This window comes from Xanthomonas vasicola pv. musacearum NCPPB 4379, assembly GCF_000277895.2.
In the GTDB taxonomy this organism is placed as follows: domain Bacteria; phylum Pseudomonadota; class Gammaproteobacteria; order Xanthomonadales; family Xanthomonadaceae; genus Xanthomonas; species Xanthomonas vasicola.
Genome location: NZ_CP034655.1, coordinates 2,166,760 through 2,184,161, shown reverse-complemented (window position 1 = coordinate 2,184,161; position 17,402 = coordinate 2,166,760). Strand labels below are relative to the sequence as shown.

General features: G+C 65.1%; 13 protein-coding genes and 1 pseudogene. 13 read left to right on the top strand and 1 reads right to left on the bottom strand.

Annotated elements, in window-relative coordinates; translation table 11 throughout:
* The first annotated feature begins 2 nt into the window (after positions 1-2).
* From fliJ to fliP, 7 genes are all read left to right on the top strand, one after another.
* On the top strand, positions 3-458 hold the full coding sequence (gene fliJ / locus KWO_RS10200; RefSeq protein ID WP_010380931.1) for a flagellar export protein FliJ: 456 nt from the start codon (positions 3-5) through the stop codon (positions 456-458).
* Positions 455-1,759, top strand: a complete 1,305-nt coding sequence (locus KWO_RS10195) for a flagellar hook-length control protein FliK (protein ID WP_017113723.1) — start codon at positions 455-457, stop codon at positions 1,757-1,759. Before fliJ ends, KWO_RS10195 begins: the two co-directional genes overlap by 4 nt.
* Positions 1,760-1,924: 165 nt before the next feature.
* Positions 1,925-2,476, top strand: coding sequence for a flagellar basal body-associated FliL family protein (locus tag KWO_RS10190; protein WP_026112238.1), 552 nt, complete (start codon positions 1,925-1,927; stop codon positions 2,474-2,476).
* 10 nt (positions 2,477-2,486) lie between these two features.
* A complete protein-coding gene (gene fliM, locus KWO_RS10185) occupies positions 2,487-3,500 on the top strand; it encodes a flagellar motor switch protein FliM (RefSeq protein ID WP_010380941.1) in 1,014 nt (337 codons plus the stop codon).
* The gene (gene fliN / locus KWO_RS10180) at positions 3,497-3,835 is read left to right on the top strand and encodes a flagellar motor switch protein FliN (protein WP_010373746.1); all 339 of its coding nucleotides are present in this window, start codon (positions 3,497-3,499) and stop codon (positions 3,833-3,835) included. Before fliM ends, fliN begins: the two co-directional genes overlap by 4 nt.
* Complete coding sequence (fliO, locus tag KWO_RS10175; RefSeq protein WP_010380944.1) at positions 3,832-4,239, top strand: flagellar biosynthetic protein FliO; 408 nt, start codon at positions 3,832-3,834, stop codon at positions 4,237-4,239. Before fliN ends, fliO begins: the two co-directional genes overlap by 4 nt.
* 1 nt (position 4,240) lies before the next feature.
* Entirely contained in the window at positions 4,241-5,071 is an 831-nt protein-coding gene (fliP, locus tag KWO_RS10170) for a flagellar type III secretion system pore protein FliP (RefSeq protein ID WP_010380947.1), read from the top strand.
* Positions 5,072-5,821: 750 nt separating this feature from the next.
* Here fliP and KWO_RS10165 read toward each other — a convergent pair.
* Complete coding sequence (locus KWO_RS10165) at positions 5,822-6,031, bottom strand: hypothetical protein (protein ID WP_182914981.1); 210 nt, start codon at positions 6,029-6,031, stop codon at positions 5,822-5,824.
* Between the two features lie 90 nt (positions 6,032-6,121).
* Between KWO_RS10165 and KWO_RS10160 the strand changes: the two genes are divergently transcribed.
* From KWO_RS10160 to flhB, 6 genes and pseudogenes are all read left to right on the top strand, one after another.
* Complete coding sequence (locus tag KWO_RS10160) at positions 6,122-6,391, top strand: flagellar biosynthetic protein FliQ (protein WP_005917968.1); 270 nt, start codon at positions 6,122-6,124, stop codon at positions 6,389-6,391.
* Between the two features lie 13 nt (positions 6,392-6,404).
* Complete coding sequence (gene fliR / locus KWO_RS10155; RefSeq protein WP_010373757.1) at positions 6,405-7,196, top strand: flagellar biosynthetic protein FliR; 792 nt, start codon at positions 6,405-6,407, stop codon at positions 7,194-7,196.
* A 222-nt stretch (positions 7,197-7,418) separates the two neighbouring features.
* Positions 7,419-10,340, top strand: a complete 2,922-nt coding sequence (locus KWO_RS10150; RefSeq protein WP_017113300.1) for a diguanylate cyclase — start codon at positions 7,419-7,421, stop codon at positions 10,338-10,340.
* A 378-nt stretch (positions 10,341-10,718) separates the two neighbouring features.
* Positions 10,719-13,636: pseudogene (locus tag KWO_RS10145) on the top strand (diguanylate cyclase domain-containing protein).
* A gap of 280 nt (positions 13,637-13,916) precedes the next feature.
* Positions 13,917-16,004 (top strand): putative bifunctional diguanylate cyclase/phosphodiesterase, encoded by a 2,088-nt coding sequence (locus KWO_RS10140; protein WP_017113302.1) that lies wholly within the window; start codon positions 13,917-13,919, stop codon positions 16,002-16,004.
* 253 nt (positions 16,005-16,257) lie between these two features.
* Positions 16,258-17,388, top strand: coding sequence for a flagellar biosynthesis protein FlhB (flhB, locus tag KWO_RS10135; RefSeq protein ID WP_010380961.1), 1,131 nt, complete (start codon positions 16,258-16,260; stop codon positions 17,386-17,388).
* Positions 17,389-17,402: the final 14 nt, after the last annotated feature.

Sequence of the window (17,402 nt, the reverse complement as noted above, 5' to 3'; positions counted from 1 at the left end):
CCATGATGCAGTCCAAACGGATCGACCCATTACTGCGCCGCGCGCAGGAACAGGAAGACAAGGTCGCCCGCGATCTGGCCGAGCGCCAACGCACACTGGAAACCCACCAGTCGCGTTTGGAAGAGCTGCGCCGCTACGCCGAGGAATACGCCAACAGCCAGATGTCCGGCACCAGTGCAGTTGCGCTGACCAACCGGCGGGCATTTCTGGACCGCCTGGACAGCGCCGTGCTGCAACAGGCACAGACCGTACAAAGCAACATCGCCAAGGTCGAAGCAGAGCGTACCCGCCTGCTGCTGGCCAGCCGCGAAAAACAGGTGCTGGAGCAATTGGCCGCCAGCTACCGCGCCCAGGAAAACAAAGTGATCGAACGCCGCGACCAGCGTGAGATGGACGACCTCGGCGCGCGTCGTTCGCGTCTGGCCCGCAGCCAAGACACCCACGGAGAATCCGCATGAACCCCCTGTCCGCCTTCGCCGCCGGCCTCGGCGCGCTTGCCAGCACCGGCAAGAAATCCAGCTACAGCGACCCGTCGTCCGAACCGGACGCAGGCCAGGACCAGTTTGCGCGCATGCTCAATCCGGCCAACACGCCGAATCAGGCCCCGCCGCAGGCGCCCGAGCGCGTGCCCGCCAAGCAGGCCGCGCCCAAGCCTAATCAGTCCGACAACAATCGCAACGACGACGACAACCACGACGATGCGGCCGGCGATGCCACTGCACGGCCGCGGGCGCAGGACGGCGATGCCAAGCCGGCCAAGTCCGGCACCGCCAAGGACGCGGCAGCTTCCGACAAGAGCACTGCGGCCGCTGCCAGCAAGACCGGCAAGAACAGCAAGACCGCCACCGCCACGGCAAGTGACGACGCACCAGCCGAGGCGGCAACTGCCTCCGCGACCGATGCCGGCTGGCCGCCCGCGGGCCTGGGCGGCTTCGGCATGGGCTTGCTGGCGCAGGCACTGCCGGGCGGCGATGTGTTGGCTGCCGCAGCCGCAGCGCTGACCGCCAGCATGGCCGGCGCAGCCAACGCCGCGGGGACCGCCACCGCACTGCTCACCGATGCAACCGCAGCCAATACCACTGCGAGCGCTAGCACCACCCTGTCCACGTTGGGCGCTCTGGTGCCGGCCGCTGCTGCCGGCGCCAAGCCCACCTCGACCACCGCCGTAAGCGGCGATGCACAGACGGCCGCGTTGATGAGCATGGCCGCCAAGGCGCTGGAGCCGGCCGCCGACGACAGCGCCGCTGCCGCAGCGCCGGACGCCCCGGCGTTCGTGTTGCCGACCACCACCGCGCCGGCACTCACCCGCCTGCAGGATGCCGCACCGATCTTCAGCGCCTCGCCCACCCCCACCCCGGATCTGGGCAGCGACAACTTCGACGATGCCATCGGCGCACGCATGAGTTGGCTGGCGGACCAGAAGATCGGCCACGCCCACATCAAGGTCACCCCGAACGAGATGGGTCCGGTCGAGGTGCGTCTGCATCTGGACGGCGACAAGGTCAACGCCAGCTTCACCGCCGCCAATGCCGATACCCGCCAGGCGCTGGAACAAAGTCTGCCGCGGTTGCGCGAAATGCTCGGCCAAAATGGCTTCCAGCTGGGCCAGGCCGATGTTGGCCAGCAACAGCAGAACCCGTCCGGCAATCGCACTGGCGGCAATGGCAACGGCAATGGCCTCACTCTGGACGATAGCCCGCCCGTCGGAATTCCGTCGGTGGTGTTACGCCAGCGTGGATTGCTGGACGCCTACGCCTGAGCTTACGCGCCGGGCACGCCCGGCGCAGTTGAAAAACGCGCCTCGGCTGAGTGCCGATGACGCCCCTTCACCCTCGCAGCACAAGGCTTGCGGGGGTTTTTCGGTTTCCACAGTGCCTGCGCCAGAAAACCGACGCCGTTTTGGCATGCCAATTGCATCGACAGGGTGAGCATTCCCCTGGAGCACACTGTGGCAGCGGCCGAAAAACCCAAGAAGACCGAAGACAAAGACGACAAGGGCGAGAAGAAGAAGGGCGGCAAGAAGCCCATTCTGCTGGTCGCCATCGGCGTGGTGGTGCTGGCGGCTGCCGGCGGCGGCGCCTGGTTCTTCTTCGGCCACAAGGACGATGAAAAAGACGGCAAGCACGCCGCGCCCAAGGTCGCCGAAGTGCCCAAGCCGGCGCAGTACTTCCCGATGGACCCGGCGATCGTGGTCAACCTGGCCGATCCCGGCGATGGCCCGCAGTACCTGCAGGTCGAAGTGCAGCTGGTCACCCGCGACCCGGAAGAGCTCAAGCTCATTACCGAGAACGCCCCGGCCATCCGTGCGCACCTGTTGATGCTGCTGTCGCAGACCAAGGCCACCGACGTTGCCGACCTGGCCGGCAAGCAGAAGCTGCAGAAGGCCGCATTGGCCGAAGCGCAGAAGGTCATGACCAGCGAGACCGGCAAGAAGTGCGTCGAAGAATTGCTGTTCACCAGTTTCGTTACTCAGTAAGGCCCGCCCCATGAGCGTCAGTGATCTGCTTTCCCAGGACGAGATCGATGCCCTGCTGCATGGCGTGGATTCGGGTGCGGTCAACACCGAGCCGGAGCCGCTGCCCGGCGAGGCCCGTCAATACGATCTGTCCAGCCAGGACCGCATCATCCGTGGGCGCATGCCGACCCTGGAGATGGTCAACGAGCGCTTCGCGCGGCTGTGGCGCATCGGCCTGTTCAACCTGATCCGGCGCTCGGCCGACCTGTCGGTGCGCGGCATCGACCTGGTCAAGTTCAACGAGTACATGCACTCGCTGTATGTGCCGACCAACCTCAACCTGATCCGCTTCAAACCGCTGCGTGGCACCGGCCTGATCGTGTTCGAACCCACGTTGGTGTTCACCGTGGTGGACAACTTCTTCGGCGGCGACGGCCGCTATCACACCCGCATCGAAGGCCGCGAATTCACCGCCACCGAGATGCGCGTGGTGCAGCTGATGCTCAAGCAGACTTTCGCCGACTTGAAGGAAGCCTGGGCGCCGGTGATGGACGTGGACTTTGAGTACATCAACTCGGAGATCAACCCGCACTTCGCAAACATCGTCACCCCGCGCGAGTACGTAGTGGTATGCCGCTTCCATGTGGAACTGGAAGGCGGCGGCGGCGAAATCCACATCACCCTGCCGTATTCGATGCTGGAGCCGATCCGCGAATTGCTCGACGCCGGCATCCAGAGCGACCGCAACGACCGCGACGACTCCTGGAACGTGATGCTGCGCGAGCAGCTGGACACCGCCGAGGTGACCCTGTCCAGCGTGCTGGCCAGCAAGCGCATGACCCTGCGTCAGCTCACCGGTTTGAAGGTCGGCGACGTCCTGCCGATCGAGCTGCCCGCCCAGGTGCCGCTGTGCGTGGAAGACATCCCGTTATTCACCGGCGAATTCGGCGTTTCCAATGGCAACAACGCCGTCAAGATCACCGCCGTACGCCCGCCCGGCGTGCAAGCCCCACGCGCCGTTCCATCCCAGGACTCCAGCAAATGATCAATTCCGACATCCTCGACGCCTCGCCTGCCACCTTCGAAAGCCTGCAGGCCGAGCACGACCAGAACGCCGCCGACCTCAATCTGGACGTCATCCTGGACGTGCCGGTGACCCTGTCGCTGGAAGTGGGCCGCGCGCGCATTCCGATCCGCAACCTGCTGCAGCTCAACCAGGGTTCGGTGGTGGAACTGGAACGCGGCGCCGGCGAACCGCTGGACGTGTATGTCAACGGCACCCTGATCGCACACGGCGAAGTCGTCGTCATCAACGACCGCTTCGGTATTCGCCTGACCGATGTAGTCAGCCCCAGCGAACGAATCCGGAGGCTGCGGTGATCGGCCTGCTGGCTACCGTTGCGCCCGTGGCGGCCAAGGCCACCCAGGTCGGCACGCAGGCGCCGCCCTCGCCCAGCCTGTTTGGCGCAGTCTTTGCATTGCTATTGGTGCTCGCGCTGATCGTCGGCCTGGGTTGGTTGCTCAAGCGCATGCCCGGCAGCGGATTCCGCAGCACCGAGGGCTTGCGTGTGGTGACCAGCCTGGCAGTCGGTGCCAAGGAACGTGTGGTGGTGGTGGAGGTGAACGGCCAGCAGTTGTTGCTCGGCGTGACCGCCGGCGGCATCAGCACCCTGCACACCCTCTCCGAGCCGCTGCCGACCACGCCGGCCCCCACTCTGCCCAATTTCAAGCAACTCCCCAATTTCGCCCAGCTGCTCGCACAGAAGCTGCGCAAGGACCCGTGACATGTTGAGCCGTTGGAATCGTTGGGGGCGCAGTGTGCGCCTGGTGCTGGTCCTGCTGGTGATGAGTTGCCCGATGCTGGCCGCGGCCACCCCGGCCGCGCTGCCGGCAATGGCGCAGGCAGCCGCGCCTGCGGTGCAGGCCGGTTCCAACCAGTTGCCGTCGCTGCCGAACGTGAGCGTGGGCCGCATCGGCGACCAGCCGGTGAGCCTGCCGCTGCAGACCTTGCTGCTGATGACGGCAATCACCCTGCTGCCATCGATGCTGCTGGTGCTGACCGCCTTTACCCGCATCACCATCGTGCTGGGCCTGCTGCGCCAGGCGCTGGGCACCGGCCAGACGCCGTCCAATCAGGTGTTGCTGGGCCTGTCGATGTTCCTGACCGCGCTGGTGATGATGCCGGTGTGGCAAAAGATGTGGGGCGCCGGCTTGCAGCCTTACCTCAATAACCAGATCGATTTTTCCACCGCCTGGACACTGACCACGCAGCCGCTGCGCGCCTTCATGCTGGCGCAGATCCGCGAGACCGATCTGATGACCTTCGCCGGCATGGCCGGCGACGGCAAATACGCCGGCCCGGACGCCGTACCGTTCCCGGTGCTGGTGGCCTCGTTCGTGACCAGCGAGCTGAAGACCGCCTTCGAAATCGGCTTTTTGATTTTCATCCCGTTCGTGATCATCGACCTGGTGGTGGCCAGCGTGCTGATGTCGATGGGCATGATGATGCTGTCGCCGATGCTGATCTCGGCACCGTTCAAGATTCTGTTGTTCATCCTGGTGGATGGATGGGTGTTGGTGGTGGGGACGCTGGCTGCGAGCTTTAATGCGTCATAGGTGTGGACGCGCGGTGCGCGCGGTAGCGCTTGTCAGTTCGTTGAGTGTGTCTTGTTGAAGCCGCCGCAGCACAGCTGTAGTGCTCAGGCGCTTGCGGCCTCGTGCTTAGTTGTTGCTTGTTGCTTGTTGCTTGTTGCTTGTTGCTTGTTGCTTGTTGCTTGTTGCTTGTTGCTTGTTGCTTGTTGCTTGTTGCTTGTTGCTTGTTGCTTGTTGCTTGTTGCTTGTTGCTTGTTGCTTGTTGCTTGTTGCTTGTTGCTTGTTGCTTGTTGCTTGTTGCGTCTTGCTTTTAGGTTCTAGGTTCTTGCTTCTCCGGGGGCCCCATACCGCAGCGGCAGGCCATTCGGGTCAAACCCAGCAGGGGCGGCGCGCATGGATGCGCGACGTTTTTCAAAGGGACATGGACGTCCCTTTGAAAAATTCCCGAACGGCCTGCGGACCCGGAGCGCCGCAGGCGCGGAGGGCGCGAGGACGGGGTGTGCTTTCTTTTGGTTACTTTTCTTTGCACAAGCAAAGAAAAGCGACTCGCGCCCGCAGGGCGTGAAAGCATTTGATCTGTATCCGGATCAAATGGACGAGCAAGAGCTACAAGCGAGTGCAAGGCTTTCGTCCCCCTTCGGGGGGCGAGTCACTTTCTTTGCTTGTGCAAAGAAAGTAACCAAAGAAACACACCCCGTCCTCGCGCCCCTACGCGCCAAGGCGCTACGGGTACGCAGTCCACGTGGGAATTTTTCTAAGGGACATCCATGTCCCTTAGAAAAACGTCGCGCATCCATGCGCGCCGCCCCTTCGGGGGTTGACCCACGCGGCCTGCCGCTGCGGTATGGGGGATGAAAAGCGAACTGCAAAAGCCAAGCCAGAGCACAGCGACAGCGACAGCGACAGCGACAGCGACAGCGACAGCGACAGCGACAGCGACAGCGACAGCGACAGCGACAGCGACAGCGATCGACAGTGCAACACGAGGCAACTCAGACCCCGTTTCCCAACCGATCCCGAATCACGAATCTCGACTCCCCGCCCCTTTGGCATCCCACTTGCATCAGCACTCCCATGAGCCCTGAAATCGCCCTGACTGAATTACGTGGTGGCCTGGTCACCGTCCTGTGGATTGCCGGGCCGATGTTGCTGGCCGTGCTGGTGGTTGGTGTGGTGATTGGCGTGGTGCAAGCCGCCACCCAATTGAACGAGCCGACCATTGCCTTCGTGGCCAAGGCCGTGGCGTTGACGGCCACCCTGTTTGCCACCGGCAGCATGCTGTTGGGACATCTGGTCGAGTTCACCATTGCGCTGTTCCAGCGCATACCGCATTTGATCGGCTAGCGGGCCAGCGCGGATGGATTCTGCAACCCAAATGGTGATCGACGGCCAACGCGCGTTTGCGATGGTCGGGGCGATCATGTGGACCATGCTGCGCACCGGTGCGTTGCTGACTGCGATGCCGTTGATCGGCACGCGCGCAGTGCCCGGCCGGGTGCGGGTAATGCTGGCAGGCACGCTGGCGATGGTGCTGGCGCCGATCCTGCCGCCGGTGCCGGAGTGGGACGGTTTTACCGCGCAGTCAGTGCTGAGCATTGCGCGCGAGCTGGCGGTCGGGGCGAGCATGGGCTTCATGTTGAAGCTGATTTTCGAAGCCGGCGCATTGGCCGGCGAACTGGTGTCGCAGTCCACGGGTTTGTCGTTCGCACAGATGTCCGACCCCATGCGCGGCGTGACCTCCGGCGTGATCGCGCAGTGGTTCTATATCGGTTTCGGGCTGCTGTTCTTCGCGGCCAATGGGCATCTGGCAGTGATCGCACTGCTGGTGGACAGCTACAAAGCCTTGCCGATCGGCACTGCCTTGCCCGATGCCGGCGCATTCGCAGAAGTGGCGCCGACTCTGTTCCTGCAGATCCTGCGCGGCGGGCTGACACTGGCCTTGCCGATGATGGTGGCGATGCTCGCGGTCAATCTGGCCTTCGGCGCGCTGGCCAAGGCAGCGCCGGCACTGAATCCGGTGCAGTTGGGCTTGCCGCTGACGGTGTTGCTGGGGCTGTTCCTGCTGTCGAGCTTCGCCAGTGAATTCGCCCCGCCCGTGCAACGCATGTTCGATACCGCCTTCGATGCCGCCAGAGAACTGACTGCCTGATTGCGTACCGACCGCAGTGGCCGGAAGAAGCCAGCCAGCTAGCTGGCACACGCAATGCGTTGATCGCCCCGCTCCATCGTTACACCCGCAACACCGTGAATCGCCTCAAGTTTCTGAATGCGCAGCCGTCAAAGCCCCTGCACGATGACGCTGCGTATCGTCGTCCAACACAAGCCCACTCCACGGGAACCAATGCTCACTGTGTTTCCACTGTTGGCTCCCATGCGTTCGCAAGGCGCTCGCCTGCGGGTACGGGCGTGGCTGCTGCTGGCGGCACTGTTGATCTGCGGCAGCAGCTGGGCGCAAACCTATAGCTTCCGTGATTACGCCCAGGCCGATGGTCTGCAGGGCATGACCGTCAACAGCCTGCTTGAAGACCGCCAGGGCGTGGTTTGGGTGGGCACCGAGCTGGCGCTGCATCGCTTCGAACGCGAACGTTTCACCCCAATCGGCCAGGAAAGCGGGCTGGATGCGCGTTATATCCGCGCGCTTGGGCTGGATGCGGCAGGGCGGCTATGGGTGTCCAGCGCCAATGGCCTGTTCGTCCGCCAGGGCAATGACTTCGTGCAGGTACTGCGCGATGGCAAGCCGATCCGCGCCGACAGCGGCAATGTTGTTGCCGCCTACGCCGATGGCGTGGTGGTGGTCAGCGAAAACAGTCTGCTGCGGCTGTCGCCGAGCGCCGGCGGCGGCTGGTCGGTCCACCCGCTGCACCTGCAACTGGCCGATGGCCGCATCTTGCCGGCCGGCAGGGCCTTACTGGCTGACGGAACCGCGTTATGGGCCAGTTGCGGCCTGCACGTCTGCCGGATCGACACCGACGGCAAGATTACCCTGCTGTCCGAAGCCGAAGGCGTGCCGGAACGGCAATGGCGCGCCATCTTTCGTGATCACCTGGGCACTCTGTGGTTACGCGGCGGCGGGCTGGTGCTCTCACGTGCCGCTGACGAGCAGGTGTTTCGCAATCGTCCGGCGCCGGCAGGCACCCGATTCGATACCCTCTCTGGGGCCACAACGCTGTCGGAAGATACGCAGGGCCGTCTGCTGACGCGCTCTGACCGCGGGCTGGTGCGTTGGGAAGGCGACCACTGGCGCTACTTCGGCCAAAGCCAGGGGCTGCAGATCAGCCCCATGGTCGGCCCGCTGATGATGCAAAGCACCGGCCAGCTGTGGATCGGCACGCGCGGCCTGGGTGTGCAGCGCTGGCTGGGCTACGGCAACATCGAACATTGGGACGAAAGCCAGGGCCTGGCCGAAGCGCCGACCTGGGCCAGCCAGCGGCTGCCCAGCGGTGAGCTGCTGGTCGGCAGCGATGCCGGATCGAATGTGCTGGATCCGCGCAGCGGACGCATGCGGCCGTGGACGCTGGAAAACGGCCAACCCTTGCTGCAGTCCGTGTCCATTGCGCTCTCGCCGGAAGACGGCGCGGCCTGGGTAGCGCGCTCGTCCGGCGCCGTGGCGCGGCGCGACCCGCGCAGCGGCAAGACCACCGATGTGCTACACCTCGACCTGCCCATCAACAAGCTGATGTTCGATACCGCCGGCACCTTGTGGATCACCACGCCGCATGGGCTCTATCGCGTGCAGCGCGGCAGCCCGCTGAAGGCCGAGCGCGAAGTGGCACTGCCGGCCGCCTTCGTCGGCGATATCGACCTGGACACCCAAGGGCGGCTGTGGGCCAGCACCCGGGAAGGCCTGTATTTGCAGGCAAAAAACGGCGTATGGCAGCGCGTGCAGGTGCGCGGCGATCTGCCCAGCCAGGATTTCTTCCTGCTCGATTTCAGCGCCGACGGCGAGCTGTGGCTCTCGCTGCGCGATACCGGGCTATGGCATGGCCGGCTGCAACCGGACGGCGTGTTGACCCTTGCCGCCGTGGCCGACCCACTGGTGGCGCGTGTGATGCCCTTCATCCTGCGCCACGACAGCAAGGGCCGGCTGTGGCTGGGCAGCAGCCAGGGCCTGGATCTGTACCAAAACGGGAAGTGGTCGCGTATCACACACACCGAAGGCCTGTTGTGGGACGACGTGTCGGCCAATGCATTTTTCGAAGATACCGATGGCAGCATCTGGCTCGGCAGCAGCCGTGGCCTCACCCACCTGCTCGACCCGATGCGCGCATTCGCCGCGCCGCCGCTACGGGCGGAGATTCTGCATGTGCGCCGTGGCAGCCAGATACTGCTGCCGCAAGCGCGGACCGAGTGGTCGCAGGTGCCGCTGGACGTGGAAGTCAGCACCCCGGGCGCAGAAGGCGGCCCAGACCGTGTCAGCTTCCGGTATCGGGTCGAAGGCCAGCAGGCCAGTTGGACCAGCACCTCGCTCAGCCACCTCACCTATCCGCTGCTGCCGCCGGGCAATTACACGCTGGAAGTGCAGGCAATGGATGCTTATCAGCGCAGCAGCAGCCCGATCACCCGCTTCGATTTCGAACTGACACCGCCGTGGTGGCGGGGTGTGCCGGCCATCGTCGGCTACGTGCTGCTGAGTATCCTGGCGGTGATCGCGCTGCTGCGTTGGCGCACCGCCAAACTGCTGCGGCGCAAGCGCGAACTGGAGCAGTTGGTGGCCGAGCGCACCGCCGAGTTGGAACAGGACAAGCGCGAGCTGGAAGCCGCGCGCGCCGAACTCTCGCTCAAGGCTACCCACGACGAACTCACCGGCCTGCTAAACCGCGCCGGCATCCTGGCCGCGCTGCGCGAGATGCTGCTGCATGCCGCGCGCAGCGGGCGGCCGCTGGCGGTGGTGCTGATCGATCTGGATCACTTCAAGCTGGTCAACGATCAACATGGCCATCTGGCCGGCGACGCCGTGCTGGCCGGGGTCGGCCGCCGCGTGGATACGCTGGTGCGCGGCGACGACCGCATCGGCCGTTACGGCGGCGAAGAATTGCTGGCGCTGCTGCCGGGGTTGAACCTGGATGCCACGCATCGGCTGGAAGCCCTGCACCGCGACATCTGCGGCGACTACCCCATCGATGGCGGCTGGCTGCACGTGACCTGCTCGATCGGCGTGGCCTGGTTCCAGCCTGGCGAAACGCTGGAGCAACTGCTGGCGCGCGCCGACGCCGCCCTGTACAGCGCCAAGCGCAGTGGCCGCAATCGGATCGATTACGACCACGTGCCGCTGGATAGTTTTGACCAGGAGTGACGGCAGGTCTTGACGCTGGACCGGCAGCACCACAGGTGACGTAGCCGTGCGTTGCAATCCACCCAACGCAAACGCCTAAGGCAGGTCAGCACTCACCACGCATCGTACTGCTACGCGCTTTTGGAAACTCCTACAGGGATTGCGTATGGGTCAAGCGTGCGCACACATGTGACCAGCGCCGTACACCACCATCCAGCGAACAGCCGCGTTCGCCGGATCCTCACACCGTCATGCTTGCTGAAGCATTAAAGAAATACGCGTTAGCAGCCGCTAGTTGTTCCCATGCGGCCTGCTTTTGGGGGCTGCCAATGGCAAGCGTGAGACACCGCGCGAGGGGCGCGGACCGCATGCGCCGATGCGTGGGAGATTGCAACGTCCGTGGGGTTTCAGCAGCGCCAATGGAGGTCGTCGCACCGGCGTGCACCGTTTGCCGTGGTGTTGCTGTTGGCGTTGCTGGCGGTGGCGAATCTGGCTGGCGCGCAGAGCATCAGCATCCGGCGCTATGCCCACGACCAAGGCCTGCTCGGGCTTGCAGGCACCTGCCTGCTGCAGACCCGCGCCACCTTGCTGTGGGTGTGCACCGAGAGCGGGCTGTATCGCTATAACGGGCGCATCTTTCAACAGATTCAGCTGGATGGCTTGCGCAACGAGCCCACCACTTCGATGACCGAAACCGCCGATGGGCGGTTGTGGGTGGCAGGGTTCCAAGCCTTGTTCGTCGGCGACGAACACGGGTTCCGCAAACTGGCGCCGGATGAAGCCCAGCACCTGCAGGACGAGATGCAGCTCGCCAGCCTGCCCTGGGGCACGGTGCTGGCCAATGGCGGGGGTCTGGAAATCCTGCAGCCCCGCGCCAACGGCCACTGGCAGAGCCAACCGTTGCTGGATACCGCAACCCGCGTGCGCGTTCCCGAGTTGTCCAAGGTGTTCACCCTGTCGGTGGATGGCAACACGCTGTGGGCGGGTTGCGCACGCAAGCTGTGCGCCATCGATGCGCAGCGCAAGGTGGAGGTGTTCGGGCCCGAACATGGGGTGCCGGACGACCGTTGGTACAGCGTTTTGCGCGACCGCGACGGCGGGCTATGGGTGCGCGGTGCCGGCGCCCTGCTCTATCGCGCCCCCGGGGCGACTACCTTCAGTGTTCGCTCGCTCCCGCTGCTGGATGGCAGCACGGTCGGGCGGCCGGCGCCGCTGGTGATGGACCGCGAGGGACGCGTGCTGGTGCGTCGTAACGACGGCCTGGTGCGTTGGGAAGACGGCCACTGGCGCAGCTTTGGCGCGGACAATGGGCTACCACCCGGCAGCAGCGATGCGATCGTGGTGGACCGCGACGGCGATGTCTGGATGACCGTCGATGGCGAAGGTCTGGTGCGCTGGGCCGGCTACGAATGGATCGAAAACTGGGACGCCTCGCAAGGCATGCCGGCCGCGCCGACCTGGTCGATCGCCCGCGACGTGCAAGGCGCGCTGCTGGTCGGCAATGAGCACGGCATCGGCCGCCAGACCGATCCGGATGGACGCTTCGTCCCGGCCCTGCATAACGCCGGCATCCAGATCGTGGGCATGCAGCGCAGCCAGGACGGCAGTCTGTGGACCCTCAGGCCGGTTTCCTGCGCCGCACGTGGCCGGACGGGCACAGCGCGGAAATCGCCAGACTGCCTCGCGCTGGGCGTCGCCTGCTGATCGACCGCCAGGGCCGGTTGTGGATGCTGAGTGCCGGTGGCCTGTTCGTGATCGAGCACCCGCTCGACGGCGGCAGCATGCAGGCCGTGGCCGACATGCCTGCCATCGCCTGCACCGATGTCCAGCAAACCGCCGACGGAACGCTGTGGGTCTCTACCGCCAACGGCTTGTTCCGATTGCAGAATGGGCAATGGTCCAAGGTCAAGGTCAAGGTCAACGGCGGCGCGCCCGAGCCATGGATCAGCAAGTTCCACATCAGCGACAGCGGTGAGGTGTGGCTGGCCTTCTATCGCCCCGGCCTGTGGCACGGCATGTTGTTGCGCGGCAGCCTGGACCTGCAGGAAATCCGCGATGATGCGCTGCGCGATGTCAGCGTCTACCTGCTGCGTGGCGACAGCGCCGGCCGGGTCTGGGTGGGCCATGCGGGCGGCGTGGAGGTCTACGACGGTGAGCGATGGGCGCATCTATCGCAGTCGCAGGGGTTGATTTGGGATGACGTCTCCGAGGCGGCGTTTGCCGAAGATCCGGATGGCTCGATCTGGATCGGCACCGCACGCGGAGTGAGCCACCTAAGCGACCCGGCGCGCCTGTTCGACGAGCGCCAGCCGAGCGTACATATCGACAGCCTCAGCCGCGGCGGCATGCCGGTGCAGCGCGGGCAACTGCTGGGCTGGAGCGATCGACCCCTGCATATCGAATTGTCGACCATGGAAGTCTACGACGACCCCAGCCGCCTGACCGTGCGTTATCGCCTGCTTGGCCTGCACGACCAATGGATTCAGAGCGACAACCTGTCCATCGACCAGCCGCCGCTGCCCTCCGGGCATTTCCGCCTGCAGGTCCAGGTGCTGGACCGCTACCGTCGCACCGTATCGCCGATCGCGGATCTACCCTTTGCGGTTGCGCCCCTGTGGTGGCGCAGCCCGCCGGCGATCGCGTTGTATGTGTTGATCGGCAGCGGTCTGCTGATCGGCCTGTGGCGCTGGCGGCATCGCCATCTGGTAGCGCGCGAACGCATGCTGGCCGAATTGGTGGCCGAGCGCACTTACCAGCTGGAGCGCGAAAAACGCGAACTGGAAAGCGCACGTGCGGCATTGGCCTTGAAGGCCAGCCACGACGCGTTGACCGGCCTGCTCAATCGCTCCGGCATCCTGGAAGCGATGGCCGAAGAACTGCAGGGCTGCGCGCACGGCGAGCATCCACTGGCGGTGGTGCTGATCGATCTGGATCACTTCAAACAGGTCAACGATGGACACGGGCATCTGGTCGGCGATGCGGTGCTGGCCAAGGTGGGCGCACGGCTGACGGCCTGCCTGCGCGATTCGGACAAGGTGGGCCGCTACGGCGGTGAAGAATTGCTGCTGTTATTGCCGGGCATGACCCAACAGAGCCAGCACCGGCTGCGTGCCATCCACGAAGCGCTCAGCCTGGCCCCGTACGAGGTGGGTACCGCACGCCCACTGCAGGTGACCTGCTCGGTGGGCGTGTCCTGGTATCGCGTCGGCGACACTGCCGCTTCGTTGCTGGCGCGTGCCGACGAGGCGCTGTATCGCGCCAAGCGTTCCGGCCGTAATCGCATCGAACCGGAAGAACCGGAAAGTTCGGTGGCATGAGCTGCGCAGGCAGCTACCACGCCATGCCAGCTCACGCGCAAAGGATGTAGCGCACACGCGTCCAGTGCCGATACCCGGCACGCCGGCAGTTGAAACGCGCGAACGCGCTGTGATTGCGCATGTCGCCAGCGCACGCCGGTCGGCCGCAGCAGGTTCAAGCGTGCCGTATCCTGGTGGCAACGCACCGTTGATGACATCGGCCGCTCCCCTGCGCTCAAGAAGTTGCGCAAGGGGTCGCTAGGTCTGGGGCAACGCGTCTTTCGACGTGGGAATTGGATAGGTGGTCGGAACCTACAACCTTGGCATGGTGATGCTGTCGCTGGTGGTGGCCGTGGTGGCCTCCTTCACCGCGCTGCAACTGGCCGCACATATGACCGCCAGCCGTGGCGGCATCGCAGCCGCGTGGCTGGTGGGCGGCGCCATTGCCATGGGAATTGGCATCTGGTCGATGCACGTTATCGGCATGCTGGCGTTCCGCCTGCCGATTCCAGTGGGCTACGACCTGGCATTGACGCTCTACTCGATGCTGGCGGCAATCCTGGCCTCGGCGCTAGCCCTCTGGCTGAGCTCGCGCGCGGATCTGCCGTGGCGACGGCTCGGCCTGGGTGCGCTGTTGATGGGGTTGGGCATTGCGCTGATGCATTACATGGGCATGGGCGCGCTGCGCATGGTGCCGTCCATTCGCTATGACCCGCTGCTGTTCGGGTTGTCGATCTCCATCGGCATCGGCGCCTCTGCCGCCGCGTTGTGGATCGCGTTCCGGCTGCGCCACCACGGGCGCCGCTCCAGCTTGCGCCTGATCGCCGCCTTGATCATGGGCGGCGCGATCGTGGGCATGCATTACACCGGCATGGCCGCCGCCCAGTTCGCGCCCGGCAGCATGTGTGGCGCGGTCGCCGATACGCATCTGCCGTTGTCGTGGCCGGCGGTGGCGGTGGTGCTGGTAACTCTTGTCTTGCTGATGCTGGCACTGATCATCTCGTTGCTATCGGTCCGCTTTCAGCAGCGGACCGACGTGCTGGCGCAATCGCTGGCCAAGGCCAATGCCGACCTCGCTCTGGCGGCGCTTCACGACCCACTCACCCGCCTGCCCAACCGCGTACTGCTGCACGAGCATCTCCTGCAGAACATCGAACGCGCCCAGCGCGACGGGCAGCGCTTTGCGGTGATGCTGATCAACCTGGACGGCTTCAAAGTGATCAACGACGGCTACGGCCATCAGCTGGGCGACCGCCTGCTGGTGGTAGTGGCCGAACGCTTGAACGCGCACCGGCGTGCGAACGGCAGCCTGGCGCGGCTGGGCGCGGACGAGTTTGTACTGGTGGCCGACATCGCCGACCCGGAAGATGCCGCCGCGCTCGCTGCGCATGTGGTACAAGACCTGGCGGTGCCGTTTCTGATCTCCAACCACGAGTTGCGGCTGAGCAGCAGCAGCGGCATTGCGCTGTACCCTGAAGACGCCAACAGCGGTCCCCAGCTCCTGACGCATGCCGACGCGGCGATGAACCACGCCAAGCACGCCGGCCGCAACCGCTACAGCTTTTTCGAACGCTCGATGACGGCCACCACCCGCGACCGCCTGCAGTTGCTGCAGGAACTGCCGCGCGCGCTGGAGCTGGGCCAGTTCGTGCTGCATTACCAGCCCAAATACTGCGCCGAGGATGGCCGCCCGATCGGCGCTGAAGCACTGATCCGCTGGCAGCACCCCGAACGCGGCCTGGTGCCGCCGGACAGCTTTATCCCGCTGGCCGAGCGCAGCGGCATGATCGGCCTGCTCGGCAGTTGGGTGCTGCGGCAAGCCTGCCGCCAGATGCGCGACTGGCGGCAGGCCGGGCACGGCGACTGGCGGGTGGCGGTCAACCTGTCGGCCCTGCAACTGGCCTCGCCCAGCTTGCTGGACGAAGTGGCCACCACGCTCAGCGAGTTCACGCTGGCACCGGGCCAGCTCACCCTGGAAATCACCGAAACCATGGCCATGCGCGACGCCGAGGCCTGCCTGCGCACCCTGGTCCAGCTCAACGCGCTGGGCGTGCACATCGCCATCGACGACTTCGGCACCGGCTATTCCAACCTGCTGTACCTGCGCAAGCTGCCGGCGCACGAGCTCAAGATCGACCGCAGCTTCGTGCAGGCCATGGACAGCAGTGCCGAAGACATCGCCATCGTGGCCGCCGTGGTGGCGCTGGCCCACACCATGCGTCTGCAGGTGGTGGCCGAAGGCGTGGAAACCACCGCCCAGCGCAATACCCTGGAACGGCTGGGCTGCGACCAGCTGCAGGGCTATCTGCTGGGCCGCCCGATGGACGCCGAACGCTTCATCGCCACCGTGGTCGCCCAGCGCGACGGCCCACGCCACCTGGCGAGCTGAGCAACAAACGGCGTCGAGCGACCGCCCACCCAGCCTCCAGGCTCAGCGACGCCCTGGCCACGCATCGATCTGGACTGCCGCAGAAACGTACCAGCTCCGATGCGCTGCCCTCCTCACTACGCAGCCCCAACACGCCGCAATTCCAACCGCAGCGATCGCTTTTCCGATTCCCCCAATCCCGATTCCCGATTCCCAGCTCCACAAACTGGAACGCGGCTTGCATCAGCTGGGCTAATCCCCCACCGGCACCTTCATGTCCGAGTCCGAAGACGGCGGCGAGCGTACAGAGCTTCCCACCGAAAAACGCCTGCGCGAAGCCCGTGAGCAGGGCAACATCCCGCAGTCGCGGGAACTGTCGACGGCGGCCGTGTTCGGTGCCGGCGTATTCGCGTTGATGGCGCTGGCCCGCGGTATCGGCGATCGCGCCACGGTCTGGATGAAGACCGCGCTCAGCCCGGACCCGACGATGCGCGCAAACCCGATGGCGCTGTTCGGCCATTTCGGCGATCTGCTGCTGCAGTTGCTGTGGGTGATGCTGCCGTTGATCGGCATCTGCCTGGCCGCCGGCCTGGCCGGCCCGCTGCTGATGAGCGGCCTGCACTTTTCCAGCAAGGCGATCATGCCCGACCTCACCAAGCTCAACCCGGCCAACGGGATCAAGCGCATGTGGGGCAGCAATAGCCTGGCCGAGCTGGTCAAGTCGGTGCTGCGCCTGTTGTTCGTCGGCCTGGCCGCCAGTTTCTGCATCTCCAAGAGCCTGCCTGGTTTACGCGCGCTGGTGAGCCAGCCGCTGGAACAGGCGGTCGGCAACGGCCTGGACTTCACCAAGAGCCTGCTGTTCTACACCGCCGGCGCATTGGTGCTGCTGGCCGCCGTCGATGCGCCGTACCAGAAGTGGAACTGGATGCGGAAGCTGAAGATGACGCGCGAAGAGATCAAGCGCGAGATGAAGGAAAGCGAGGGCAGCCCCGAAGTGAAGGGCCGCATCCGCCAGATGCAGATGCAGATGTCGCAGCGCCAGATGATGGAAGCGGTGCCCAAGGCCGACGTGGTGCTGATGAATCCCACCCACTACGCGGTAGCGCTCAAGTACGAAGGCGGCAAGATGCGCGCCCCGATCGTGGTGGCCAAAGGCGTGGACGAAATGGCCTTCCGCATCCGCGAAACCGGCGAGCAGCACCGCGTTGCGATCGTCACCGCACCGCCTTTGGCACGCGCCTTGTATAGGGAAGCGCAAATCGGCAAGGAAATTCCTGTGAGACTCTATTCCGTCGTGGCCCAGGTCCTTTCCTACGTCTACCAGCTGCGTGGCTGGAACGGCGGCCCGATGCCGGAATTGCCGTCGCTTGAAGTGGATGAGTTCGGTAAGGGAGCCGGCGCATGAGCGCCCGCCCCGCC

What these genes read in the sequence shown, in the direction of transcription:
- KWO_RS10150 (WP_017113300.1), top strand. Translation starts at nt 7,419, where the DNA reads ATGCGTTCGCAAGGCGCTCGCCTGCGGGTACGGGCGTGGCTGCTGCTG.
- flhB (WP_010380961.1), top strand. Translation starts at nt 16,258, where the DNA reads ATGTCCGAGTCCGAAGACGGCGGCGAGCGTACAGAGCTTCCCACCGAA.
- fliP (WP_010380947.1), top strand. Translation starts at nt 4,241, where the DNA reads ATGTTGAGCCGTTGGAATCGTTGGGGGCGCAGTGTGCGCCTGGTGCTG.
- fliR (WP_010373757.1), top strand. Translation starts at nt 6,405, where the DNA reads ATGGATTCTGCAACCCAAATGGTGATCGACGGCCAACGCGCGTTTGCG.
- fliM (WP_010380941.1), top strand. Translation starts at nt 2,487, where the DNA reads ATGAGCGTCAGTGATCTGCTTTCCCAGGACGAGATCGATGCCCTGCTG.
- fliN (WP_010373746.1), top strand. Translation starts at nt 3,497, where the DNA reads ATGATCAATTCCGACATCCTCGACGCCTCGCCTGCCACCTTCGAAAGC.
- KWO_RS10160 (WP_005917968.1), top strand. Translation starts at nt 6,122, where the DNA reads ATGAGCCCTGAAATCGCCCTGACTGAATTACGTGGTGGCCTGGTCACC.
- fliJ (WP_010380931.1), top strand. Translation starts at nt 3, where the DNA reads ATGATGCAGTCCAAACGGATCGACCCATTACTGCGCCGCGCGCAGGAA.
- KWO_RS10195 (WP_017113723.1), top strand. Translation starts at nt 455, where the DNA reads ATGAACCCCCTGTCCGCCTTCGCCGCCGGCCTCGGCGCGCTTGCCAGC.